Here is a 22,402-nt window from a genome sequence, read left to right on the forward strand (position 1 = left end):
CGAGCCGTCGCGCCGCCCGACATCCCCACTTTCGTCTCATTCCCGCGCAAAGACGCGCAGGTACACCCATGCGCCCGCGCGCGCAGGTCAGAGCCGCTTTCCCGTCTGTCCCGAAGGACGTATCAACCATGGCCGCCACCCCGCAGAACCCTGCCGCCGCGACTCCCCGCCGCAAGGTGAGCCGTCACCGCGGTGAGGGTCAGTGGGCCGCGGGGCACTTCACCCCGCTCAACGGCAACGAGCAGTTCAAGAAGGACGACGACGGTCTCAATGTGCGGACACGCATTGAGACGATCTACTCGAAGCGCGGCTTCGACTCGATCGACCCCAACGACCTCCGCGGCCGGATGCGCTGGTGGGGCCTGTACACCCAGCGCAAGCCCGGGATCGACGGCGGCAAGACCGCGATCCTGGAGCCGGAGGAGCTGGACGACAAGTACTTCATGCTGCGCGTCCGCATCGACGGCGGCCGGCTCACCACGCAGCAGCTGCGCGTGATCGGCGAGATCTCGCAGGAGTTCGCGCGCGGCACCGCCGACATCACCGACCGGCAGAACGTCCAGTACCACTGGATCCGGATCGAGGACGTGCCCGAGATCTGGAACCGCCTCGAGGCCGTCGGGCTGTCCACCACCGAGGCCTGCGGTGACACGCCCCGCGTGGTCCTCGGCTCGCCCGTCGCCGGTATCGCCGAGGACGAGATCATCGACGGCACCCCGGCCATCGAGGAGATCCACCGCAGGGTCATCGGCAACCCGGACTTCTCGAACCTGCCCCGCAAGTTCAAGACGGCGGTCTCCGGCTCGCCGCTGCTCGACGTGGCGCACGAGATCAACGACGTCGCCTTCGTCGGTGTGAACCACCCCGAGCACGGCCCCGGCTTCGACGTGTGGGTCGGCGGCGGCCTGTCCACCAACCCGAAGATCGGCGTCCGGCTCGGCGCCTGGGTTCCGCGGGACGAGGTCGCGGACGTCCACGTGGGCGTCATCTCGATCTTCCGCGACTACGGCTACCGGCGGCTGCGCACCCGCGCCCGCCTGAAGTTCCTGGTCGCCGACTGGGGACCGGAGAAGTTCCGCCAGGTCCTCGAGGACGAGTACCTGAAGCGCAAGCTGACCGACGGCCCCGCCCCCGCCCAGCCGGTGGAGCGCTGGCGCGACCACGTCGGCGTGCACCGCCAGAAGGACGGCCGCTTCTACGTCGGTTTCGCCCCGCGCGTCGGCCGCGTGGACGGCGCGACCCTGACGAAGATCGCCGAGCTCGCCGAGGCACACGGCTCGGGCCGGGTCCGTACCACCGTCGAGCAGAAGATGATCGTCCTCGATGTGGAGGAGCCGCAGGTCGAGTCGCTGGTCGAGGCGCTCGAGGCGCTGGACCTGACCGCCAAGCCCTCGCCGTTCCGGCGCGGCACCATGGCGTGCACCGGCATCGAGTACTGCAAGCTCGCCATCGTCGAGACCAAGGCGCGCGGCTCCCAGCTGATCGACGAACTGGAGCGCCGGATCCCGGACTTCGACGAGCCGATCACCATCAACCTCAACGGCTGCCCGAACGCCTGCGCCCGTATCCAGGTGGCGGACATCGGTCTCAAGGGCCAGCTCATGCTCAACGACCGGGGCGAGCAGGTCGAGGGCTATCAGGTGCACCTCGGCGGCGCGCTCGGTCTCGAGGCCGGTTTCGGCCGCAAGGTGCGTGGTCTGAAGGTCACCTCCGAGGAACTGCCCGACTACGTCGAGCGCGTCCTCAAGCGCTTCCAGGCGGAGCGCGAGGAGGGCGAGCGCTTCGCCGCCTGGGCCTCGCGCGCCTCCGAGGAGGCCCTCTCGTGAGCGAGCGCGCCGCCCCCTTCTACTGCCCCTACTGCGGCGACGAGGACCTCCGGCCGAGCGAAGCCTCGGAAGGCAGTCACGGCGCCTGGGAATGCGCGGCGTGCAACCGCGCATTCCAGTTGAAGTTCCTCGGGCTGCTCGCCCGGGGCCTTCAGCACTCCGACGCAGGAGGAGACCAGATATGACGACGACTCAGGAAGAGCGCACGACAGCGGATCTCAAGGAGCTCGCCGAGCGGGCGGGCCGCGAACTGGAGGACGCCACCGCGCTGGAGATCCTCCAGTGGGCGGTCGACACCTTCGGCCCGCGCTTCTGCGTGACCTCCTCGATGGAGGACGCGGTGGTCGCCCACCTGGCGTCCCGCGTGCGCAAGGGCGTGGATGTCGTCTTCCTCGACACCGGCTACCACTTCCCCGAGACCATCGGCACCCGGGACGCGGTCGAGGCCGTGATGGACGTCAACGTCATCACCCTCACCCCGCGCCGCACGGTCGCCGAGCAGGACGCCGAGTTCGGCCCGAAGCTCCACGACCGCGACCCGGACCTGTGCTGCAAGATGCGCAAGGTCCAGCCGCTGGAGGAGGGCCTCACGAACTACCAGGCCTGGGCGACCGGTCTGCGCCGTGACGAGTCCCCGACCCGGGCGAACACCCCGGTCGTCGGCTGGGACGAGAAGCGCCAGAAGGTCAAGATCTCCCCGATCGCCCGCTGGACGCAGGACGACGTGGACGCGTACGTCACCGAACACGGCGTACTGACCAACCCCCTGCTGATGGACGGCTACACCTCCGTCGGCTGCGCCCCCTGCACCCGCCGCGTCCTGGAGGGCGAGGACGCGCGTGCCGGCCGCTGGGCGGGCCGCAACAAGACCGAGTGCGGACTGCACTGATGACGACCACCTCCGACCTACCCGAGGAGAAGCACGTGACGACCGGAGCCACCGTCTGGCTCACGGGTCTGCCGAGTGCCGGCAAGACCACCATCGCGTACGAGCTGGCCGGCCGGCTGCGCGAGGAGGGCCACCTCGTCGAGGTGCTCGACGGCGACGAGATCCGCGAGTTCATCTCGGCGGGACTCGGCTTCAGCCGCGAGGACCGGCACACCAACGTGCAGCGCATCGGCTTCCTCGCCGAACTGCTCGCCCGCAACGGCGTCACGGCGCTGGTCCCGGTGATCGCGCCCTACGCCGACAGCCGCGAGGCGGTCCGCAAGCGTCACCAGGAGAGCGGCACGGCGTACATCGAGGTGCACGTGGCGACTCCGGTCGAGGTGTGCTCCGAACGCGATGTGAAGGGTCTGTACGCCAAGCAGGCCGCGGGTGAACTCACCGGGCTGACCGGGGTGGACGACCCGTACGAGGCTCCCGAGTCGCCCGACCTGCGCGTCGAGTCGCAGGACCAGACCGTCCAGGAGTCCGCGGCCGCGGTCCACGCGCTGCTCACCGAGAGGGGACTGGCATGACGACGACCGTCGCCACGGTCAAGGGGGGCGAGGAGGGCACGGACAGCCCGTACGCCCTCTCGCACCTGGACGCGCTGGAGTCCGAGGCGGTGCACATCTTCCGCGAGGTGGCGGGCGAGTTCGAGCGGCCGGTGATCCTGTTCTCCGGCGGCAAGGACTCCATCGTCATGCTGCACCTGGCGCTGAAGGCGTTCGCCCCCGCGGCGGTCCCCTTCTCGCTGCTGCACGTGGACACCGGGCACAACTTCCCCGAGGTCCTGGAGTACCGGGACCGCACGGTCGAGAAGCACGGGCTGCGGCTGCATGTCGCCTCCGTGCAGGACTACATCGACCGCGGTGTCCTCAAGGAGCGCCCGGACGGCACCCGCAACCCGCTGCAGACGCTGCCGCTGACGGAGAAGATCCAGGCCGAGAAGTTCGACGCCGTCTTCGGCGGTGGCCGCCGCGACGAGGAGAAGGCCCGCGCCAAGGAGCGGGTGTTCTCGCTGCGGGACGAGTTCTCGCAGTGGGACCCGCGCCGCCAGCGCCCCGAACTGTGGAACCTGTACAACGGCCGCCACGCACCCGGCGAGCACGTGCGCGTCTTCCCGCTGTCCAACTGGACCGAGCTGGACGTGTGGCAGTACATCGCCCGCGAGGGCATCGAGCTGCCGCAGATCTACTTCGCCCACGAGCGCGAGGTGTTCCAGCGGGCCGGCATGTGGCTGACCGCCGGTGAGTGGGGCGGGCCGAAGGACAGCGAGAGCGTCGAGAAGCGGCTGGTGCGCTACCGCACGGTCGGCGACATGTCCTGCACCGGCGCCGTCGACTCCGACGCGACCACGCTGGAGGCCGTGATCACCGAGATCGCCGCCTCCCGGCTGACCGAGCGGGGCGCGACCCGCGCGGACGACAAGATGTCCGAGGCCGCGATGGAAGACCGCAAGCGCGAGGGGTACTTCTAACCATGACCAGCACCACGGAACCCATCGAGCCTCTGTCGGTCGAGCAGTTGTCGGAGACCACCCTGCTGCGGTTCGCCACCGCCGGGTCGGTCGACGACGGCAAGTCCACGCTCGTCGGCCGTCTGCTGCACGACTCCAAGTCGATCCTGACCGACCAGTTGGAGGCCGTGGAGCGCGCCTCGGCGAGCCGCGGCCAGGAGGCACCGGACCTCGCGCTGCTCACCGACGGTCTGCGGGCCGAGCGGGAGCAGGGCATCACCATCGACGTGGCGTACCGCTACTTCGCCACGCCCCGGCGCCGGTTCATCCTCGCGGACACGCCCGGCCACGTGCAGTACACCCGCAACATGGTGACGGGTGCCTCCACGGCCGAGCTGACGGTGATCCTCGTCGACGCCCGCAACGGCGTCGTCGAGCAGACCCGCCGCCACGCGGCGATCGCCGCGCTGCTGCGTGTGCCGCACGTGGTCCTCGCCGTCAACAAGATGGACCTGGTCGAGTACCAGGAGTCCGTGTTCGCGGCGATCGCCGAGGAGTTCACGGCGTACGCGCTCGAACTGGGCGTCCCGGAGGTCACCGCGATCCCGATCTCCGCGCTCGCCGGCGACAACGTCGTGGACCCCTCCGCCAACATGGACTGGTACGGCGGCCCGACCTTCCTGGAGCACCTGGAGTCGGTCCCGGTCAGCCACGACCTGAGCCACTGCCACGCCCGGCTTCCCGTGCAGTACGTGATCCGGCCGCAGACCGCCGAGCACCCGGACTACCGGGGCTACGCGGGCCAGATCGCCGCCGGCTCCTTCCGGGTGGGCGAGCAGGTCTCGGTACTGCCGTCCGGTCGTTCGACGAAGATCGCCGGCATCGACCTGCTGGGCGAGCCGGTCGACGTGGCGTGGACGACCCAGTCGGTGACCCTCCTGCTGGAGGACGACATCGACATCTCGCGCGGCGACCTGATCGTGCCCAGCAAGGACGCGCCGCCCACCACGCAGGACATCGAGGCGACCGTCTGCCACGTGGCCGACGCCCCGCTGACCGTCGGCCACCGGGTGCTGCTCAAGCACGGCACCCGCACCGTCAAGGCGATCGTCAAGGACATCCCGTCCCGTCTCACCCTCGACGACCTGTCCCTGCACCCGCATCCGGGACAGCTCGTCGCCAACGACATCGGCCGGGTGAAGATCCGTACCGCCGAGCCGCTGCCCGTCGACTCCTACGCCGACTCGCGGCGCACCGGTTCGTTCATCCTGATCGACCCGAACGACGGCACCACGCTCACCGCGGGCATGGTCGGCGAGTCGTTCGCCGCCCCGGAACCCGTCAAGGACGAGTCCGATGACGACGGGTGGGACTTCTGAGCATGAACACCACCGATTTCTACTCCTCGTTCGCGAAGGAGGGCGGCCGCGTCGGCAGCGGTGCTCTCGGCAGCGGGCAGGGCGGAGTGGCGCGATGTGTGCGTTGACGTACGCGCACTGCCTGCGCGCCCTCACCCCCCACCGCCGTAGACGAAAACCTGCCGACCTCCCGGCCACGACCTGAGAGACCGTGACCGCCGGGCCAACGAGGGGACAGCCTCCCGTGCCTGCCAACCGCTCAGCCTTCTTCCGCCGCGGCATAGCCGCCGCAACCGCCCTTCCCCTGCTCACCCTCGCGGCCTGCGGCTACGGCTCCGAGGCCAAGGACGACGGGACCGCCAAGGTCGCCGCCGGGGCGAAGAAGATCGACGGCCTCGACTCCGTCAAGATCGGCTACTTCGGCAACCTGACCCACGCCACCGCGTTGGTGGGCGTGCAGAAGGGCTACTTCCAGAAGCAACTGGGCGCCACCAAGGCCGCCTACCAGATCTTCAACGCCGGCCCGTCCGAGATCGAGGCGCTCAACTCCTCGTCGATCGACATCGGTTTCATCGGCCCGTCGCCGGCGATCAACGGCTACGTCAAGTCGGGCGGCAAGAACCTGCGGATCATCGGCGGTGCGGCGTCCGGCGGTGTGAAGCTCGTGGTCAACCCGGACAAGATCAAGTCCCTGAAGGACGTCAAGGGCAAGGCGATCGCGACTCCCCAGCTGGGCAACACGCAGGACGTGGCGTTCCTCAACTGGATCGCCGAGCAGGGCTGGAAGGTCGACGCGGAGAGCGGCAAGGGCGACGTCTCGGTCGTCCGTACCGACAACAAAGTCACGCCGGACGCCTACAAGTCCGGCTCCATCGACGGCGCGTGGGTGCCCGAGCCGACCGCGTCCAAGCTGGTCGCCGAGGGCGGCAAGGTGCTGCTCGACGAGGCCGACCTGTGGCCGGACAAGAAGTTCGTGATCACGAACATCATCGTGCGGCAGGCCTTCCTCAAGGAGCATCCGAAGGCCGTCGAGGCCGTGCTGAAGGCCTCGGTCGAGGCCAACAAGTGGATCAACGCCAGCCCGGACGAGGCGAAGGCCGCGGCGAACAAGCAGCTGGAGGCCGACTCGGGCAAGCCGCTGCCGGCCGCCGTCCTCGACCCGGCGTGGAAGTCGATCCAGTTCACCAACGACCCGCTGGCCGCCACCCTCAACACCGAGGCGGCGCACGCGGTCAAGGCGGGTCTGCTGGAGAAGCCCGACCTGAAGGGCATCTACGACCTCACGCCGCTGAACACGGTCCTCAAGGCCGAGGGCGACAGCACGGTCAGCGACGCCGGCCTCGGCGTCGGCTGAGTCAGGACCCGATGAGTTCCCAGGAGGTGACGACCATGGCCACGACCTTCGCCAAGGCCGCCGAGACGGTGGAGCACGCGGCGCGCATTGAGCATGTCTCGAAGTCCTTCGCGGGCCCCGCCGGGCAACAGCTCGTACTGGACGACATCAGCATCGATGTCGCACCCGGCGAGTTCGTCACCCTCCTGGGGGCCTCGGGCTGCGGCAAGTCCACGCTGCTGAACCTGGTGGCGGGGCTGGACGAGCCCACCGTCGGGTCCATCACGACGGAGGGCCGCCCGGCCCTGATGTTCCAGGAGCACGCCCTCTTCCCGTGGCTGACCGCGGGCAAGAACATCGAACTCGCCCTGCGCCTGCGGGGCGTTCCGAAGAACGAACGACGGGACCGGACCGAGGAACTGCTCGGCCTGGTCCGGCTGAAGGGCGCGTACGGCAAGCGGGTGCACGAACTGTCGGGCGGTATGCGCCAGCGGGTGGCGCTGGCCCGGGCGCTCGCCCAGGAGAGCAACCTGCTGCTGATGGACGAGCCGTTCGCGGCCCTCGACGCCATCACGCGGGACGTGCTGCACGACGAGCTGACCCGCATCTGGGCGGAGACCGGCGTGTCCGTCCTCTTCGTGACGCACAACGTGCGTGAGGCGGTGCGGCTCGCGCAGCGCGTGATCCTGCTGTCCTCCCGTCCGGGGCGGATCGCGCGCGAGTGGACGGTCGACATCCCGCAGCCGCGCCGTATCGAGGACGCGCCCGTGGCCGAGCTGTCCGTCGAGATCACCGAAGTACTGCGTGGGGAGATCCGCCGCCATGGCCAGCACTGACACGAAGACGACCGGCGCGAGTGCCAAGGACGGCTCCGCGCTGGGCGGCATCGAGGCGGGCCTCGACGCGCTGGAGACCTCGGTCACCGGCCGTCCGTCCTTCCGGCAGACCTTCCGCGAGAAGATCTTCCCGCCGATCGTCGCCACCGTCGTGGTGCTCGCGATCTGGCAGGGCCTGATCTCCCTGAAGATCGTCGACGACCCGTCGAAGCTTCCCTCCCCCGGCGCCGTCTGGGCCGAGGCCGAGGACGCGTGGCTCAAGGGCACTCTGCTCGACTACATCTGGACGAGCGTCTCGCGGGGCCTGTTCGGCTTCGTGCTCGCCCTGATCATCGGCACGCCGCTCGGCCTGATCGTGGCGCGGGTGAAGTTCGTGCGCGCGGCCATCGGGCCGATCCTGTCCGGTCTGCAGTCGCTGCCGTCGGTGGCCTGGGTGCCGGCCGCCGTGATCTGGCTGGGCCTGAAGCCCGAGATGATGTACGCGGTGATCCTGCTCGGCGCGGTGCCGTCGATCGCCAACGGTCTGGTGTCCGGTGTCGACCAGGTGCCGCCGCTGTTCCTGCGCGCGGGACGGACACTGGGGGCGACCGGTCTGCGCGGCACCTGGCACATCGTGATGCCCGCGGCGCTGCCCGGCTATGTGGCGGGGCTGAAGCAGGGGTGGGCGTTCTCCTGGCGGTCGCTGATGGCCGCCGAGATCATCGCGCAGGCGCCGGACCTGGGCGTGGGCCTCGGCCAGCTGCTGGAGGTGGGCCGTACGAACAGCAGCATGGCCACGGTCTTCCTCGCCATCCTCCTCATCCTGTTCGTCGGCATCGCGATCGACCTGCTGATCTTCAGTCCGCTGGAGCGGTGGGTGCTGCGCAGCCGAGGCCTGCTGGTGAAGAGCTGAGCCCCATGTACACCATGTTCAAGAAGCCGGTCCTCCTCGTCATCGCCCACGGCAGCCGCGACCCGCGGCACGCCGCGACGGTGCACGCCCTCGTACGGCGGGTGCGCTCGCTGCGCCCCGACGTGCGGGTGGAGACCGGCTTCCTGGACTTCAACGTCCCGTCCGCGCAGGGGATGTTGGATTCCCTGGCGGCGGAGGGCGTCCGCGACGTCGTGGCCCTCCCCCTTCTGCTGACCCGCGCGTTCCACGCGAAGGCGGACATCCCTGCGGTCCTGCGGGACGCGCCGCCGCAGCTGCGGATCCGGCAGGCGGAGGTCCTCGGCCCGTCGCCGCTGCTGCTGTCGGCGCTGGAACGGCGTCTGTACGAGGCGGGGCTGACGCCCGCCGACAAGTCCTCGACCGGGGTCGTCCTGGCCTCGGCGGGGTCCACCGACCCGGAGGCGATCGCAGTGATCGCAGAAATCGCGCGGGAGTGGCGGCACACCGGTTGGTGCGCCGTGCGGCCTGCGTTCGCCTCCGCTGCTCTCCCCCGCACCGAGGACGCGGTGCGGGAGCTTCGGGCGCTGGGCTGCGCGAAGGTCGCCGTCGCCCCCTACGTCCTGGCCCCGGGCTTCCTCCCGGACCGCATCGCGCGCGGCGCGGCCGAGGCGGACGTACTGGGTGACGTACTCGGTCCGGCGCCCGAGGTGGCCCGGGTGCTGCTGGCGCGGTACGAGGCGGCGCGGATGCCGCTGCCGGCGGCGGTCGGCGCCTGACCCTCACGGGAGGGCGACCGGCGGCGTGCGGGAGCGGTCCTTCCCGAGTCCGCGGTCGAGGCCGAGCCTGCCGCTGGGCGTCCCAGACGCGTAGGCCTAGTCACGTACCGCCTTGGCCAGGTGTGGGTCCCGCCCGCTCGCCGCCAGCGCCCGGTCGAACACGGACGCGTCGTCCGGGACCGGTACCGGGTCGGCGAAGCCGTCGTACTGCCGGTAGAGGTCGCCGTGGGTGACGACCACGTCGAGAACCAGCCGGGCCGCGCCCTCGGAGATGCGGAGCTCCTGGCCGGTGGCCGTCGCGACGTCCCAGCCGTGCACCGCTGTCTCCTTGATGATCAGCGAGGCGAGTTCGGGGGCGGGCATCGTCCCCATGCCCAGGTCCACCTCGCCCTCCCACACCGCCGGGTCCGCCCAGGCGGCGACCGCACGGTCCAGCTGGGCGGCGTACGCCTCGGCCCACTCGGGGTCGGCGGTGAAGTCGCGGGCGGTCAGGTCCTCGGGGAGCTGTTTGCGCAGGGCGCGGTGTTCCATGCCGTGGGAGGTGTAGAGGACCCAGTGGTTGACCAGGGCGCGGACGTCCCAGTCCGGGCAGTGGGTGGGGTCGTCGAGCTGTGCCGCCGTCACCCCGCGGGCCACGCGGGCCGCCTCGGCGGCGCATTCCGTCAGGTACGGATACAGGTCGTCCTTGTTCATGCGACTCACGTTAGGGAGGGCGCGGCGAGGTCTCTTGAACAAACGCGACAGACCTCCAGGGACCGGCTTGACCTTGTCCCAGGGGCAAGGCCGAGGGTCCCGGGCATGGACCTCCACCTGCAGCAGACGCCGTACAGCGATCCCGGCGACCCGGACCTCGGTGACCTGCCCCGCGATCCGGCCGAACTCGCCCGTCTCGTCAGGGATCTGATCATCCATCGGGGCGAGGGCGAGCGCCTCGGCCATCCGGTCCCCGAGGGCCGGCAGCTCGACGATCCCGAGTCGCGGTACGTCTCCGAGATCCTGCGGATCGTGCGTGAGCGCGGGGACGGCCCGCTCACCGCGAACCGGCCGTACGAGGAGCGGTTCGCGGGCACGTGCCGGGACTTCTCGCTGCTGCTGTGCGCGTTGCTGCGGGCCACGGGTACGGCCGCGCGGATCCGCTGCGGATTCGCCGGGTACTTCGTGGAGGGCTACCACGACGACCACTGGGTCACCGAGTACCGTCTCCCGGACGGGAGTTGGCGGCTGGTCGACGCCCAGGTGCTGCACCCGGCCTACGAGCTCACCTTCGACCCGCTGGACGTGCCGAGGGACCGGTTCCTGGTGGCCGGGGACGCGTGGCGGGCGTGCCGGGAGGGCGGGGCCGATCCGAGGACGTTCGGGGTCTGGTACCACGGCGGTCTCGACGGCCTGTGGTACATCCGCACCAACGTGTTCCTGGACCTGGCCGCCGTCAACGGCGTGGAGCTGCTGCCCTGGGACGTCTGGGGCCGGGTGGTGCGGGGCGACGCCGGACTCACCGAGGACGATCTCGCTCTGATGGACGCGGTGGCCGCGGCCCGTACGGACGACGACTTCCGACGGCTGTACGGGGATCCGCGGCTGGCGGTGCCGGACGAGGTCATGTCGTACACCGCCCGCTCCGGCTACCGCGACCTGCGGACGGTCAGGCTTCCGGGGGTCGCGTCATCTCGACGAGCTTGACGACGGTGTTCCAGTTGCGGCTGGTGGCGATCAGGCCCTTGTTCAGCCGGGGCTTCGACAGGTGCACGGCGAGCTTGGAGCGGCCGAGGCCGTCCGGGGCGTACAGGTACAGGGCGCGGTCGCCGAGCCGGAACTCCTCCGGCAGGTAGGCGGCCCGGTCGATCTCCAGGAAGCGTTCCGGGTCGACCGGCGTGGAGAAGTAGGTGACGTGCAGCTGCTTGGCCTCCAGCTCGGCGGCCGGGAACGGACAGTCGTCGGCGATCGCCTTCAGATAGGCGTGGTCGCGCACGATCACGTCGACGGCGAAGCCGAAGCGCTTCTCGATCGCCCCGGCGAGCTCCGCGGCGAGGGACTCCTCGTCGCCATGGTCGCTGGCGAACACGGCCTGGCCGCTCTGCAGGTAGCTGCGTACGTCCTCGTAGCCGAGGCCCTCCGCCATCAGCGTGCGCAGGTCGGCCATCGGGACCTTCTTGGCGCCGCCCACGTTGATCCCGCGCAGCAGCGCCGCATACGTCGTCGTCATCCGCACACCATAGAGCGGCCGTCGCGCCCCGCTCGTGCGGCGGACTCCGCCCCGACGGACCGGACACCCCGGTAGATGTAAGGGGCCACTGTCCTCCCCAGTGGGGAGGGGCGGGGTCCAGGGGGATGATTCCGGCCCGCCGCACCTCACCGGACAGCACGAGGAGATGGCTTTATTCGGCCCATACCTTCGAAAGGAAAGGTGGCGGCAGGGGGCTGCCACCGCTCACGAGGGGGCAAGCCCATCATGGGGAACGGAGATACACGGGTACGGGGACTGGCCGCCCGGGCCGGCGGCTGGAGTGCCCGGCACCGATGGGCTGCCGTCGGCATCTGGGTGCTGTTCGTGGTCCTGGCGATGGGGCTCGGTTCGGCGGCCGGCCGGGTCGACGTCAAGGACAGCGACCAGCTGAAGGGCGAGACGCACACCGCCGCCCGGATCATCGAGGACGCCGGCATCGACGAACCGGCCGGTGAGACCGTACTGATCCAGGCTAAGGACGGTGGCGTCAAGGCCACGGACGCCGAGTTCAGGGCGGCCGTCACCGCGGTCGTCCAGGCGGTCGAGAAGACCGGCGAGGTCACGGACGTGACGTCGCCGTACGACACGGACACGATCTCGAAGGACGGCCGCAGCGCGCTGGTGCAGTTCGACATGCGCGGCGACGCGGAGACCGCGGGCGAGCGGGTCGAGCCGGTGCTGAAGGCCGTCGAGGGAGTTCAGAAGGACCACGAGTCGCTGCGGATCGAGGAGATCGGCGGCGCCAGCATGATGAAGACGTTCGACGACGCGTTCGGGGACGACTTCAAGAAGGCCGAGTACTCCGCGGTGCCGGTGGCCCTCGGCATTCTGCTGATCGCCTTCGGTGCGCTGGTGGCGGCGCTGCTGCCGGTGGCGCTGGCGGTCACCGCGATCATGGCCACGATGGGTCTGATGGGCGTCGTCAGCCATGTGATGCCGATGAGCGACACCGCCAACTCGGTGATGCTGCTGGTCGGGCTGGCCGTCGGCGTCGACTACTGCCTGTTCTACCTGCGGCGCGAGCGCGAGGAGCGCGAGGCCGGACGGGACGCCCAGACGGCTCTGAGGATCGCCGCCGCGACCAGTGGCCGCGCGATCATCGTCTCGGGTGTCACGGTGTGCGTGGCGATGGCGGGCATGCTGTTCACCGGGCTCGCCGAGTTCGAGGCGATGGGCCTGGCCTCGCTGATGGTGGTGGCCGTGGCCATGGTCGGTTCCGTGACCGTGCTGCCCGCGCTGCTGTCGCTGCTGGGCGGGCGGGTCGAGAAGGGCCGCATCCCGTTCCTGAACCGTCGTCGCCGCGGTGGCGGCAACGACAGCCGGTTCTGGACGGCCGTACTGAAGGGCGTGCTCGCCCGGCCCGTCATCTCCGTCGTGGTGGCGGCCGGCGCGCTGCTGGCGATCGCGGCGCCCGCGGTCGGCATGAAGACCCAGAACCTCACGCTGGACCAGGAGTTCGGCGACTCGCTGCCCATCGTGCAGACGTACAACCGGGTCAACGAGGCCTTCCCGGGCGGCTCCGAGCCGGCCGAGGTCGTCGTCCGGGCGGACGACATCAACGCTCCCGAGGTGCGGGACGCGCTGGCCGCCTTCAAGGCAGAGGCGGTCGCCTCGGGTGCCTCGCGCGGCCCGGTCGAGATCAAGCTGCACGACCAGCAGAACATCGCCTTCGTGTACGTCCCGCTGGTCGGCGGCTCCGACCTGGACAAGGCGGGCACGAGCCTGGACAAGCTGCGCGACGAGGTGCGTCCGGCCACGCTCGGCAAGGTCGACGGCTTGGAGGCGCCGGTCACCGGACAGGTCGCCGGGTCGAAGGACTTCAACGACCAGCTCGCCGGAGCCGTCGTCCCGGTCTTCGCGTTCGTGGTGGTCTTCGCCTTCCTGCTGATGCTGCTGTCGTTCCGCTCGCTGACGATCGCGATCACCTCGATCGTGCTGAACCTGCTGTCGGTGGGCGCGGCCTACGGCATCCTCGTCGGCGTCTTCCAGCACGGCTGGGGTGCGTCCCTGGTGGGCGCGGAGGGCGTCGGCGCCATCATCACCTGGCTGCCGCTGTTCCTCTTCGTGATCCTGTTCGGCCTGTCGATGGACTACCACGTGTTCGTGGTCTCGCGGATCCGCGAGGCACGGCTGCGGGGCCGGACGACGAAGGACGCCATCCAGCACGGCGTGGTGACCACGGCGGGGGTCGTCACCAGCGCCGCGGTCATCATGGTCGCCGTGTTCGCGATCTTCGGCACGCTGTCCATGCAGTCCATGAAGCAGATGGGTGTGGGCCTCGCGGCCGCGGTGCTGATCGACGCGACGATCATCCGGGGTGTGCTGCTCCCGGCGGTGATGGCGCTGCTCGGCGAGCGCAACTGGTACCTGCCGAAGTGGCTGCACCGGCTGCCGGATCTCACGCACGACGAGTCGGCCGAGGCCGTGGAGCGGCCCGCGGCGCGGGACGACGAGGGTGAGCGGCTGGGGGTCTGAACCTCCTTGTGACTGAGGGCCCGTTGGCTGCCGGGGAGCCAACGGGCCCTCTTCTGTGCTCTTTCGGCTATGCCTGCCGTACGGGCAGTTCGGCCTCGATCAGATCGGCCGCCCGGTGCGTGCCGCCCTCTCCCGCCATCTCCGCCTGGACGTCCTTCAGCCGGCGGGCGACCTCGGGGTCGTCGACGAGCGCGAGGGCGGCCTCCCGCAGCGCCTCGGCGGTCGCCTCCTCGGTGTCGAGGCGGCGGGCGACACCGAGCCCCTGGAGCATGTCCGCGTTGCCGAACTGGTCCACGGCCTGCGGTACGGCGATCATCGGCGTGGCCGTGGCCAGGCCCTCCTGGCTGCCGCCCGCGCCGGCGTGCGTGACGAACAGGTCGGCCTGCTTGAGGATCGCCAACTGCGGTACCCAGGAGCGCACTTCGACGTTCACGGGCAGGTCGCCCAGCTCGGCCGCGTCGACGTGCTTCCCGACCTGCAGCACGAGGTGCCAGCCGGGCAGCTCGCCGAACGCCTTGACGCATTCCCTGTAGAAGCCCGGCTGCCTGGTGAAGGCGGACCCGAGGGAGACCAGGACGACCTTCTCGGCGCCGGCAGGCCGCTGCCAGTCGCCCTGGTCCTTGCGGTCGCCCTGGCAGGCGCCGACGAACGTGCAGGCGGTCTCGTCGACCCGGTCGGCGTTCGGCTGCAGCGCCCTGGGGATCAGGACGAGGGAGCGGGCGGGGCGCCCCGCGAAGTCGTCGGGGTGCCGGGTGATGCCGTTCTCCTCCAGCCAGGCGTGGAAGCGGGCGTAGTAGGCCTGGCCGCGCTCGGTCTTCTTCGGCTCCGCCCACATCGGTTCGGCGACCTCCTCCTCGTAGCCCTCCCAGGCGACGAGGTTCGGCGACAGGGAGATCGCGGGGACGCCCCAGCGGTGGGCGAGGACGCGGGCCGGGTAGGAGGTGATGTCGTGCAGCACGAGGTCCGGCTCGTCGCCGTCATACGCCTCGATCAGCTGTGGCAGCGCCTGGATCGCGTCGGCGAGGAACGGCTCCACGTTGTCCAGGAGGGTCGTGCCCCAGGCCTCCGGGTCGTCGTCAGGCCCGGGCAGGGTCGAGTTCCAGGGCTTCACCTCGGCACCGGTCTCGGCGACCTTCTCGGCGAACAGGGGCGGAATCGCGTACGTGACCCGGTGCCCGCGTGCCACGAGCTCGCGGATCACTTCGAGGCTCGGGTTCACGTGGCCGTGGGCGGCGATGGAGAACATGGCGATGTGAGCGGGGCGACTGGTCATGTCGTCGACCGTACGCGAGACGAGACGTCTCGTGCAACAGCTTTCCGGATGCCACCGCGCTCAGCCGTCGGAACAGCTCGCGCCGGTGCCCTTGGCGGGTCGGCCGTCCGCGCCCGTGACGGTCACCGGCAACGGTTCGGCCCCTGGGGCGGCGACGCGCTGCGCCCCGAGGGCCGTACAGACCAGCTGATCCACCGCGAGGCCCGGCAACTTCCCCAAGGCCGGGGACAGTTCGATCGACACCCGGTCGTCCTGTGCCACCACCTTCACGAGGTCCGCCGCCACAGCTTCCTGCGGCGCCTCGAAAGCGCCGTCGGTGGCCGGGGCCGGAGCGGCCGCCGTCGGCAGGAGCGCCGGCAGTGGCAGCAGCGTGGTCAGGCGCTTGGCGCGTTCCGGGCTGGTCGGGCCCTCGAACAGAACCTCCACGGCCGACTCGACATCGACCGGCGCGACGGTCTGGCGGGGGATCGCGACGAGCGTGTCGTCCGCCACGAAATACACCCGGATCGTCGGCACCACCCCACTGGCGGGCCCGCCCGCCTCCACCACGCCGGTCGTGGGGATGCCGCAGGAGGCGAGCGCGAACAGCGCGGCAACGGCCGGCGGCACGGCCCGTCGTACGGCCCTCACTGTCCGCTCCCCCGGGTCGGCTCGTCCCGTCGCAGCGGGAGTTCCACCGTGAAGACCGCGCCGCCCTCCAGGCGGTTCGCCGCCCGGACGGTGCCGCCGTGCATCCGGACGTTCTCCGCCGTGATGGCGAGGCCCAGGCCGCTGCCCTCGGTCCGGGTGCGGGCGGCGTCCGACTTGTAGAAGCGCTCGAAGACGTGGGGCAGCACGCTGTCCGGGATGCCGGGGCCGCTGTCCAGCACCTCGATGACCGCGGACCGCTCCCCGCCCTCGTACAGGCGCAGATGGACGGGTCGGCCACCGTGCCGCAGCGCGTTGCCGACCAGGTTCGCGACGACGACGTCGAGGCGGCGCGGGTCGACCCGTCCGCGCAGCGTGTCGGGCGGTGGCAGACGGACGTCCACCAGGTCTGTCCAGGCACGGGCGGCCAGCGTGCGCCGCAGGGACTCGGCGAGGTCGATCTCGTCCAGGTGCAGTACCGCCGCGCCCGCGTCGAAGCGTGAGATCTCCATCAGGTCGTCCACCAGACGGGCCAGTTTCACGGTCTCCTCGCTGATCAGCCGCACCGCGGTGGCGGTGTCGGGGTCGAGGTGGGCGGCGTCCTCGTCGAGGACGTCGGTGACCGCCGACATGGCGGCCAGCGGGGTGCGCAGTTCGTGCGAGACGTCGGCGGCGAACCGTCGGGCCCGGGCCTCCATGCCGCGCAGTTCCGCCACCGACTCCTCCAGGGCGGCGGCCGTCTCGTTGAACGTGTGCGACAGGTCGGCCAGTTCGTCGGAGCCGTCGACGGCGAGCCGGGTGTCCAGCCGCCCCTCGGCGATGCTGCGGGTGGCGCGGCGCAGCGCGCGCACCGGCCGTAGCACCCCCCGGGCGGCGAGCAGCGCGAGCAGCACGGCGAGGCCGAGGGCGGGCACGGTGGCCCGTTGGACGGCGGTGACCAGGGCGTCGACGTACGCCTGTTCCGTGGTCTGCGGCACGGTCAGGAACACCTGGACGCCGGACGCGGTCCCGGTCGCGGCCGGGGCGGCGCCGGCGAAGGCGACCGACATGCCGACGACGAGGGAGGTGTGATCGCCGCTGTCCACCCGCTGGAAGACGGTGGCCGTGCTGGAGTCCACGGCCGCCCGAAGGGCCGGCGTCAGCTCCTCGAACGGATCGTCCGCGGCGGAGGTGACGCTCAGTCCGCCGTAGGAGACCAGCACCCGCCAGGCCCCGGAGGGTTCGGCGCCGGCCACCTCGCCGGCGAAGCGCTGCAGTTCGAACTCGCCCGGCGGGAAGGACAGTTCGGGGGCGAGCCGGTCGATCTGGGTCCGCAGCAGCTTGATCACGGTGTCCTGGCTCTGCTGGAGCACCCCCGTGCGTGCCTCCCGGAAGGTCAGGGCACCGGTGGTCGCGGCGGTGAGCGCGGCGACGAGCGCGAACGCCACCACCAACCGCATGCGCAGACCGCGCAGTTGAGGGACTCTGGCGCGGACCTTGAGCACGCGCCTCACCGGGACGCGAACCGGTAGCCGAAGCCGCGCACGGTCTGGATGTAGCGGGGCTCGCGCGAGGGTTCGCCCATCTTGGCGCGCAGCCGTTTGACGCAGGCGTCCACCAGGCGCGCGTCGCCGTGGTAGCTGTGTTCCCAGACCGCCTCCAGGAGTTGCTGCCGGCTGAACACCTGGCCGGGCGAGGCGGACAGGGTCAGCAGCAGCCGCAGTTCGGACGGGGCGAGCGGGACCGGCGCGCCCTGCCAGGTGACCGAGAGGCCGGCCCGGTCGACGGCCAGGTCCCCGTACGTGTCGATCTTCGGTATGCCGCCGGCGCCGGGCGCCCCGGACGCCCGGCGCAGAACGGCACGGATGCGCGCCGCCAGCACCCTCGCCTGCACGGGCTTGACCACGTAGTCGTCGGCGCCGGCCTCCAGTCCTACGACGATGTCCTCGTCGTCGCCCCGCGCGGTGGCCATGATGATCGGCAGCGTCTGGTCGAGGGCGCGCATCTCCCAGCACACGTCCAGGCCGGGCATGCCGGGCAGCATCAGGTCCAGCACCACGACGTCCGGCCGGAAGGACCGCAGCCGCTCCAGCCCCTCCTCGCCCGACGCGGCGACGGCGACCTCGTGATCCTGGCGGCGCAGGGCGAGTGCGACGCCCTCCCGCACGGCACGGTCGTCTTCGATCAGCAGAACGCGTGGCATGCGCTCAGTATCCGCACGTCCTCCACAGGTCCGGGACTCTGTTACCGGATGATCACATGAGGCCCCAACGGGACCCCGTTACCGCTTCGTTATCGTCCGGGCCAGATCCGATCACATCACGGTCACAGCCTGAACGACCATGACCGCGCACCGAGCAACCCCGTCCCGCAACCGCCGTCGTAGGAGCGGCCCCACGCACGCCTCCACGGGCGGGTGGAAGGGGTCACTGTGGGGCGGACTGGCCGCGTTGAGCGTCCTCGGGGCCACCGGATTCGCGGCCGTGGGGTGGACGTCCGCGGACCGGGGCGACTCCGACGCACGCACCGAGACTCCCGGACGCCCGGCGGCCGGCCCCGCCCGGCCCGGTCCTTCCGTCAGCCCGCCCGCGAGTCCGCCCGTCGGCCCGCCCGGTCCCCCCGCCGGCCCCTCCGAGCCGGTCATCCCGGCCACCGGACCGGGCACCTTCACGACCGCCCCCGGCGGCAGCGCCAAGGTGGGGAAGGGGACGGTCCTGCGCTACCGGGTCGATGTCGAGGACGGCCTGCAGCTGTCCGCCACGGCGGTCGCCGAGCAGGTGGAGCGCATCCTGGCCGACCGGCGCGGCTGGACGGCGGACGGCCACTCGGCGTTCCAGCGGGTGTCGGGCGGCGGCACCGACTTCGTCGTGCGCGTCGCGACACCCGGGACCGTGGACAAGATCTGCGGGCAGTACGGGCTGAACACCGGCGGCGAGGTCAACTGCAACGTGGCCGAGAGCGTCATGGTCAACCTCAAGCGCTGGGAGCTGGCGACACCCGTCTACGCCAAGGACGTGACGTCCTACCGGGCGCTGATCATCAATCACGAGGTCGGCCACTTCCTCGGACACGGCCACGTCGGCTGCCCCGGCCCGGGCAGGCCGGCCCCCGCGATGATGCAACAGATCAAGGGCATGCACGGCTGCGTGCCCAATGTCTGGCCGTACGACGAGGACGGCCGGTACGTCACCGGTCCCGCCGTTCCCTGAGCCCGGGGCTCAGCGCTGGTACCGGGCCAGCACCAGGTTGCCGTCCTCCTCGAGGCGTTCGCGCAGCTCACCCAGACCGATCGCGCCGCTGTAGTACTCCTGGAAGGCGGGCGTGGCGACCTTGTCCTTCCATTCCGGATAACCGCGCACGGACTGCGCGGGCGCCGGCCGCAGGTGCGCGGCGAGGGCGGTGCCGGTGGACCAGCCGTCCTTCGCGGTGTGCAGGGCGGGGTCCTTCAGGGCCTGGATGCCGGTAGGCAGCATCCAGTCGCCCAGGGCGAGCCGGACCATGTTCCGCGGCCGGAGCAGGAAGTCGAGGAACGCGACGGCCTCCTTCTTGTGCGGGCTGTCCTCGGCGACGGACAGGGTCTGCGGGCTGACGCCCTGGGTGAGCCCGCCGGCGCCGGCCGGGGCGGGCAGCACCTGCCACCGGAAGCCCTTGGGTGCCTGCTGGACGATCTGCTGGCGGTAGGAGAAGCCGAGCGGGACCATCGCGTACTTGCCGCCGAAGAAGCCGGGCAGCGTGTCCGAGCCGCCGCTGCCCAGGGTGGTGGGCGAGGCGCTGCGGTCGGTGTTCGCCTGGTCGTGGATGGTGCGGGGAACGGTCTGGTCCGCCGCCTCGAACCGGATCGCCACCTTGCCGTCCGTATCGCGGTGGAAGAGCTGTCCGCCCGCCGACAGGGAGAGGTTGAGGGTCGCGGACACGGGCTCCTTGAGCGGCCAGGCCACGCCGTACTTCCCGTCGCCGCTGAGCTGCTCGGTGATCTGCCGGAACTCCGCCCAGCTCCACGGCCGTTCGGTGGTAGGGATGCGGACGCCGGACTCCTTCAGCCACGTCGCGTTGGCGACGATCACGCGGGGCTCCTGGAGGAAGGGCACGCCGAAGATGCCGTCACCGAAGGTCGCGGTGTCCCAACTGCGCTGCGGGATGTCGGATTTGAGGCGCTCGGGGAGCAGGCCGGTCAGGTCGGCGAGATAGCCGCCGTACGCGAAGTCCGCGAGGTCGTCGGAGGCGTCGTGGATGATGTCCGGTGCCTCACCGCCCTCGAAGGAGGTGAGGAGCTGGTCGTGAACGCTGTCCCAACTGCCCTGTACGTACTCGACCTTGACGTCGGGGTGGGTCGCGTTCCACTCCCTCACCAGGTCCTGGTTGGCCTCGACGGACTCCTGCTGCCAGGCGAGGGACTGGAAGCGCAGGGTGATCGCATCTGTGCCGGAGTCGCTGCCGCCACTCGTACAGGCGGCGAGCAGCAGGGTGAGGACCAGGGCGAGGCCGCCCGCGCTTCTGATGCGCATCAGCTCTTCACCGCCCCGGCGAGCATGCCACCCGTGATCCGCCGTTGGATGATCGCGAAGACGACCAGCGAGGGAAGGGTGGCGAGGAAGGCGGCGGCCAGCGGGCCGAGGTCGGCGACGCCCTCCGCGCCGATGAAGTGGGTGAGGACGACCGGCAGGGTCTGTTTCTCGGGCGTCTTCAGCAGCACGAGCGCGAAGAAGAACTCGTTCCACGCGGTGATGAACGCGAACAGCCCCGTCGCCACGATCCCGGGCGCGAGCAACGGCGCGGTCACCGACACCAGCGTCCGTACCCGTCCCGCCCCGTCGACCGCAGCCGCCTCCTCCAGCTCACCGGGCACGGCACGGACGTATCCGACGAGCATCCACAGCGCGAACGGCAGCGCCCACACGACGTACACCATCACCAGCCCCGCCAGGGAGTTGATCATCTTCAGGTTCTTCAGCACCAGGAACAGCGGGATGATCACCAGCACCAGCGGGAACGCCTGGCTGACCACCACCCATCCCGTGGCGGCCTTCGCCAGTCGACCGCGGTGCCGGGCCATGACGTACGCCAGCGGGGTCGCGATCAGTACGGCGATCAGCGCGGCGCCGGCCGCGGCGAGCAGGGAGTTGCCCGCGGCGCGCAGCAGCGGCTGCTCGTCGAAGGCCTGCCGGAAGTTGTCGAGGGTGGGGTCCTCCGGGATCCAGGAGGGGTGCAGACTGCCCAGCTCGCGCGGCGACTTGAAGGCCGTTGCGACGAGCCAGAGGAAGGGGAAGGCGAGGAAGACGAGATAGGCGAGCAGCGCGGCGTACTGGCCGACGCGTCCGCCGGTGCTGGTCCTCACGCGTCGTCACCTCCCCTGAGCCGGCCCACCAGGAAGAGGGCGAGGAGCACCGAGATCACGGCGACCATCACACAGCCCATCGCCGCCGCGTAGCCGAACTGGCCGTACCGGAAGGCCTCTTCGTAGGCGAAGAGCATCGGCAGGCGGGTGCGGCCGCCGGGACCGCCGCTGGTCAGGACGTAGACCAGGGCGAAGGAGTTGAAGTTCCAGATGAAGTTGAGGGCCGTGATCGCGAGCGCGACCGGCCTCAGGGCCGGCCAGGTGACCGTCCAGAAGCGCCGCCAGGCGCCGGCGCCGTCCATCGCGGCCGCCTCGTGGAGTTCGCGCGGGGTGTTCTGCAGGCCGGCGAGCAGGGCGACCGTCGTCTGCGGCATGCCGGCCCAGACGCCGACGACGATCACCGCGGGCAGGGCGGTCCCGAGACCGCTGAGCCAGTCGCGGCCGTCGCCGAGGCCCAGATCACGCAGCGTCTCGTTGAGGACGCCCGCGTCCGGGTTGTAGACGAGCCGCCACATCACGCCGACCACGACCTCCGGCATGGCCCACGGGATGATCGCGAGGGCACGGGCCAGCCAGCGCAGCCTCAGCTCCTGGTTGAGCAGGAGGGCGAGGCCGAGCGCGAGCAGGAACTGCGGGACCGTCACCCCGACCGCCCAGACCAGGCCGATCCGGAACGACTCCCAGAAGAGCGTGTCGTGCAGCAGGTCCCGGAAGTTGAGACCGCCGATCCACTGGGTGGGCCGGGTGCGGCCCGACTGGGCGTCGGTGAAGGCCAGCAGGACGCCGTAGAGGAGGGGGCCGACGCTCAGCACCAGGATCGGGATCAGCGCGGGCAGCACCAGGAACCAGGCCCCGTGGTCCGGGGGCCGCCGGCCCCTGTCGGCGCGTCGCGCGCCCTGCGCCGACCGCTTCGTCGCGGTCACCAGTGTCACGTGATCGGCTCCTTCGCGCGGCTCGCGACGAGGGGGCGTCGGACAGGCCCCGGCCCCGGCGGGCCCCCGTCATGGTCGTGAAGGCCCTGTGCGCCGTCAAGGCACCGCGCACATGGTCCGACCTGTGCGAATGCGAGACTGGCCGACGGATGGCGGGAACTCGACGGCGTGTG

The 22,402-nt window shown here is 70.9% G+C and carries 21 protein-coding genes and 1 pseudogene; 13 read left to right on the forward strand and 9 right to left on the reverse strand.

What is annotated here, in order from left to right:
• Window positions 1–128 precede the first annotated feature (128 nt).
• The 10 genes from ACFWWR_RS03170 (at window position 129) to ACFWWR_RS03215 (ending at window position 9,384) form a co-directional block, all read left to right on the forward strand.
• Window positions 129–1,826: a nitrite/sulfite reductase gene (locus ACFWWR_RS03170; protein WP_383857132.1), complete on the forward strand. Its 1,698-nt coding sequence runs from the start codon at window positions 129–131 to the stop codon at window positions 1,824–1,826.
• On the forward strand, window positions 1,823–2,011 hold the full coding sequence (locus tag ACFWWR_RS03175) for a hypothetical protein (RefSeq protein ID WP_217236739.1): 189 nt from the start codon (window positions 1,823–1,825) through the stop codon (window positions 2,009–2,011). The genes ACFWWR_RS03170 and ACFWWR_RS03175 overlap by 4 nt, the downstream gene beginning before the upstream one ends.
• Window positions 2,008–2,715 carry a phosphoadenylyl-sulfate reductase gene (locus ACFWWR_RS03180; RefSeq protein WP_307678045.1) on the forward strand — a complete coding sequence of 236 codons (708 nt, stop codon included), beginning with the start codon at window positions 2,008–2,010 and terminating at the stop codon, window positions 2,713–2,715. The genes ACFWWR_RS03175 and ACFWWR_RS03180 overlap by 4 nt, the downstream gene beginning before the upstream one ends.
• Entirely contained in the window at window positions 2,715–3,287 is a 573-nt protein-coding gene (gene cysC, locus ACFWWR_RS03185; protein ID WP_383857136.1) for an adenylyl-sulfate kinase, read from the forward strand. The genes ACFWWR_RS03180 and cysC overlap by 1 nt, the downstream gene beginning before the upstream one ends.
• Window positions 3,284–4,231, forward strand: a complete 948-nt coding sequence (gene cysD, locus ACFWWR_RS03190; RefSeq protein ID WP_383857139.1) for a sulfate adenylyltransferase subunit CysD — start codon at window positions 3,284–3,286, stop codon at window positions 4,229–4,231. The genes cysC and cysD overlap by 4 nt, the downstream gene beginning before the upstream one ends.
• 2 nt (window positions 4,232–4,233) lie before the next feature.
• Entirely contained in the window at window positions 4,234–5,589 is a 1,356-nt protein-coding gene (locus ACFWWR_RS03195; protein WP_383857142.1) for a sulfate adenylyltransferase subunit 1, read from the forward strand.
• Window positions 5,590–5,812: 223 nt separating this feature from the next.
• The gene (locus tag ACFWWR_RS03200; RefSeq protein WP_384301672.1) at window positions 5,813–6,922 is read left to right on the forward strand and encodes an aliphatic sulfonate ABC transporter substrate-binding protein; all 1,110 of its coding nucleotides are present in this window, start codon (window positions 5,813–5,815) and stop codon (window positions 6,920–6,922) included.
• 11 nt (window positions 6,923–6,933) lie between these two features.
• Complete coding sequence (locus tag ACFWWR_RS03205; protein WP_383857148.1) at window positions 6,934–7,737, forward strand: ABC transporter ATP-binding protein; 804 nt, start codon at window positions 6,934–6,936, stop codon at window positions 7,735–7,737.
• Window positions 7,724–8,629: an ABC transporter permease gene (locus tag ACFWWR_RS03210; protein ID WP_383857151.1), complete on the forward strand. Its 906-nt coding sequence runs from the start codon at window positions 7,724–7,726 to the stop codon at window positions 8,627–8,629. The genes ACFWWR_RS03205 and ACFWWR_RS03210 overlap by 14 nt, the downstream gene beginning before the upstream one ends.
• Before the next feature lie 14 nt (window positions 8,630–8,643).
• The gene (locus ACFWWR_RS03215; protein WP_383857766.1) at window positions 8,644–9,384 is read left to right on the forward strand and encodes a sirohydrochlorin chelatase; all 741 of its coding nucleotides are present in this window, start codon (window positions 8,644–8,646) and stop codon (window positions 9,382–9,384) included.
• Window positions 9,385–9,480: 96 nt separating this feature from the next.
• Here ACFWWR_RS03215 and ACFWWR_RS03220 read toward each other — a convergent pair whose 3' ends face one another.
• Entirely contained in the window at window positions 9,481–10,077 is a 597-nt protein-coding gene (locus tag ACFWWR_RS03220; RefSeq protein WP_384301674.1) for a TIGR03086 family metal-binding protein, read from the reverse strand.
• Between the two features lie 105 nt (window positions 10,078–10,182).
• On the opposite strand from ACFWWR_RS03220, the gene ACFWWR_RS03225 reads away from it, so the two are divergent.
• Window positions 10,183–11,064, forward strand: coding sequence for a transglutaminase-like domain-containing protein (locus ACFWWR_RS03225; protein ID WP_384301676.1), 882 nt, complete (start codon window positions 10,183–10,185; stop codon window positions 11,062–11,064).
• Here the strand turns inward: ACFWWR_RS03225 and ACFWWR_RS03230 are convergent.
• Window positions 11,027–11,587 (reverse strand): DUF1697 domain-containing protein, encoded by a 561-nt coding sequence (locus ACFWWR_RS03230; RefSeq protein WP_384301678.1) that lies wholly within the window; start codon window positions 11,585–11,587, stop codon window positions 11,027–11,029. The genes ACFWWR_RS03225 and ACFWWR_RS03230 overlap by 38 nt on opposite strands.
• Window positions 11,588–11,833: 246 nt before the next feature.
• Here ACFWWR_RS03230 and ACFWWR_RS03235 point away from each other — a divergent pair, with 246 nt between their 5' ends.
• Window positions 11,834–14,083 (forward strand): MMPL family transporter, encoded by a 2,250-nt coding sequence (locus tag ACFWWR_RS03235; RefSeq protein WP_383857163.1) that lies wholly within the window; start codon window positions 11,834–11,836, stop codon window positions 14,081–14,083.
• Window positions 14,084–14,150: 67 nt separating this feature from the next.
• Here the strand turns inward: ACFWWR_RS03235 and mgt are convergent.
• The 4 genes and pseudogenes from mgt to ACFWWR_RS03255 all read right to left on the reverse strand — a co-directional run bounded on the left by mgt (window position 14,151) and on the right by ACFWWR_RS03255 (window position 18,165).
• A pseudogene (mgt, locus tag ACFWWR_RS03240) lies at window positions 14,151–15,411 on the reverse strand (macrolide-inactivating glycosyltransferase).
• A 5-nt stretch (window positions 15,412–15,416) separates the two neighbouring features.
• Entirely contained in the window at window positions 15,417–15,986 is a 570-nt protein-coding gene (locus tag ACFWWR_RS03245) for a hypothetical protein (RefSeq protein WP_384301680.1), read from the reverse strand.
• Entirely contained in the window at window positions 15,983–17,422 is a 1,440-nt protein-coding gene (locus tag ACFWWR_RS03250) for a sensor histidine kinase (protein WP_383857769.1), read from the reverse strand. The genes ACFWWR_RS03245 and ACFWWR_RS03250 overlap by 4 nt, the downstream gene beginning before the upstream one ends.
• 50 nt (window positions 17,423–17,472) lie before the next feature.
• Entirely contained in the window at window positions 17,473–18,165 is a 693-nt protein-coding gene (locus ACFWWR_RS03255) for a response regulator transcription factor (protein ID WP_384301682.1), read from the reverse strand.
• Between the two features lie 139 nt (window positions 18,166–18,304).
• On the opposite strand from ACFWWR_RS03255, the gene ACFWWR_RS03260 reads away from it, so the two are divergent.
• The gene (locus tag ACFWWR_RS03260; RefSeq protein ID WP_383857171.1) at window positions 18,305–19,171 is read left to right on the forward strand and encodes a DUF3152 domain-containing protein; all 867 of its coding nucleotides are present in this window, start codon (window positions 18,305–18,307) and stop codon (window positions 19,169–19,171) included.
• A 9-nt stretch (window positions 19,172–19,180) separates the two neighbouring features.
• Here the strand turns inward: ACFWWR_RS03260 and ACFWWR_RS03265 are convergent, their stop codons facing one another.
• Genes ACFWWR_RS03265 through ACFWWR_RS03275 form a run of 3 tightly spaced genes read right to left on the reverse strand, consistent with a single transcriptional unit; the run spans window position 19,181 to window position 22,229 of the window.
• Window positions 19,181–20,467, reverse strand: coding sequence for an ABC transporter substrate-binding protein (locus tag ACFWWR_RS03265; RefSeq protein WP_383857174.1), 1,287 nt, complete (start codon window positions 20,465–20,467; stop codon window positions 19,181–19,183).
• The gene (locus tag ACFWWR_RS03270; protein ID WP_384301684.1) at window positions 20,467–21,297 is read right to left on the reverse strand and encodes a carbohydrate ABC transporter permease; all 831 of its coding nucleotides are present in this window, start codon (window positions 21,295–21,297) and stop codon (window positions 20,467–20,469) included. Before ACFWWR_RS03270 ends, ACFWWR_RS03265 begins: the two co-directional genes overlap by 1 nt.
• Window positions 21,294–22,229 (reverse strand): carbohydrate ABC transporter permease, encoded by a 936-nt coding sequence (locus ACFWWR_RS03275; protein WP_383857180.1) that lies wholly within the window; start codon window positions 22,227–22,229, stop codon window positions 21,294–21,296. The genes ACFWWR_RS03270 and ACFWWR_RS03275 overlap by 4 nt, the downstream gene beginning before the upstream one ends.
• Window positions 22,230–22,402 lie beyond the last annotated feature (173 nt).

This window comes from Streptomyces sp. NPDC058678 (assembly GCF_042714835.1).
Taxonomy (GTDB): Bacteria; Actinomycetota; Actinomycetes; order Streptomycetales; family Streptomycetaceae; genus Streptomyces.

Coding starts and splice junctions, on each gene's coding strand:
- ACFWWR_RS03170 (WP_383857132.1), top strand. CDS start 129: ATGGCCGCCACCCCGCAGAACCCTGCCGCCGCGACTCCCCGCCGCAAG.
- ACFWWR_RS03180 (WP_307678045.1), top strand. CDS start 2,008: ATGACGACGACTCAGGAAGAGCGCACGACAGCGGATCTCAAGGAGCTC.
- cysC (WP_383857136.1), top strand. CDS start 2,715: ATGACGACCACCTCCGACCTACCCGAGGAGAAGCACGTGACGACCGGA.
- cysD (WP_383857139.1), top strand. CDS start 3,284: ATGACGACGACCGTCGCCACGGTCAAGGGGGGCGAGGAGGGCACGGAC.
- ACFWWR_RS03195 (WP_383857142.1), top strand. CDS start 4,234: ATGACCAGCACCACGGAACCCATCGAGCCTCTGTCGGTCGAGCAGTTG.
- ACFWWR_RS03205 (WP_383857148.1), top strand. CDS start 6,934: ATGAGTTCCCAGGAGGTGACGACCATGGCCACGACCTTCGCCAAGGCC.
- ACFWWR_RS03210 (WP_383857151.1), top strand. CDS start 7,724: ATGGCCAGCACTGACACGAAGACGACCGGCGCGAGTGCCAAGGACGGC.
- ACFWWR_RS03215 (WP_383857766.1), top strand. CDS start 8,644: ATGTTCAAGAAGCCGGTCCTCCTCGTCATCGCCCACGGCAGCCGCGAC.
- ACFWWR_RS03220 (WP_384301674.1), bottom strand. CDS start 10,077: ATGAACAAGGACGACCTGTATCCGTACCTGACGGAATGCGCCGCCGAG.
- ACFWWR_RS03225 (WP_384301676.1), top strand. CDS start 10,183: ATGGACCTCCACCTGCAGCAGACGCCGTACAGCGATCCCGGCGACCCG.
- ACFWWR_RS03230 (WP_384301678.1), bottom strand. CDS start 11,587: ATGACGACGACGTATGCGGCGCTGCTGCGCGGGATCAACGTGGGCGGC.
- ACFWWR_RS03235 (WP_383857163.1), top strand. CDS start 11,834: ATGGGGAACGGAGATACACGGGTACGGGGACTGGCCGCCCGGGCCGGC.
- ACFWWR_RS03250 (WP_383857769.1), bottom strand. CDS start 17,422: ATGCGGTTGGTGGTGGCGTTCGCGCTCGTCGCCGCGCTCACCGCCGCG.
- ACFWWR_RS03255 (WP_384301682.1), bottom strand. CDS start 18,165: ATGCCACGCGTTCTGCTGATCGAAGACGACCGTGCCGTGCGGGAGGGC.
- ACFWWR_RS03260 (WP_383857171.1), top strand. CDS start 18,305: ATGACCGCGCACCGAGCAACCCCGTCCCGCAACCGCCGTCGTAGGAGC.
- ACFWWR_RS03265 (WP_383857174.1), bottom strand. CDS start 20,467: ATGCGCATCAGAAGCGCGGGCGGCCTCGCCCTGGTCCTCACCCTGCTG.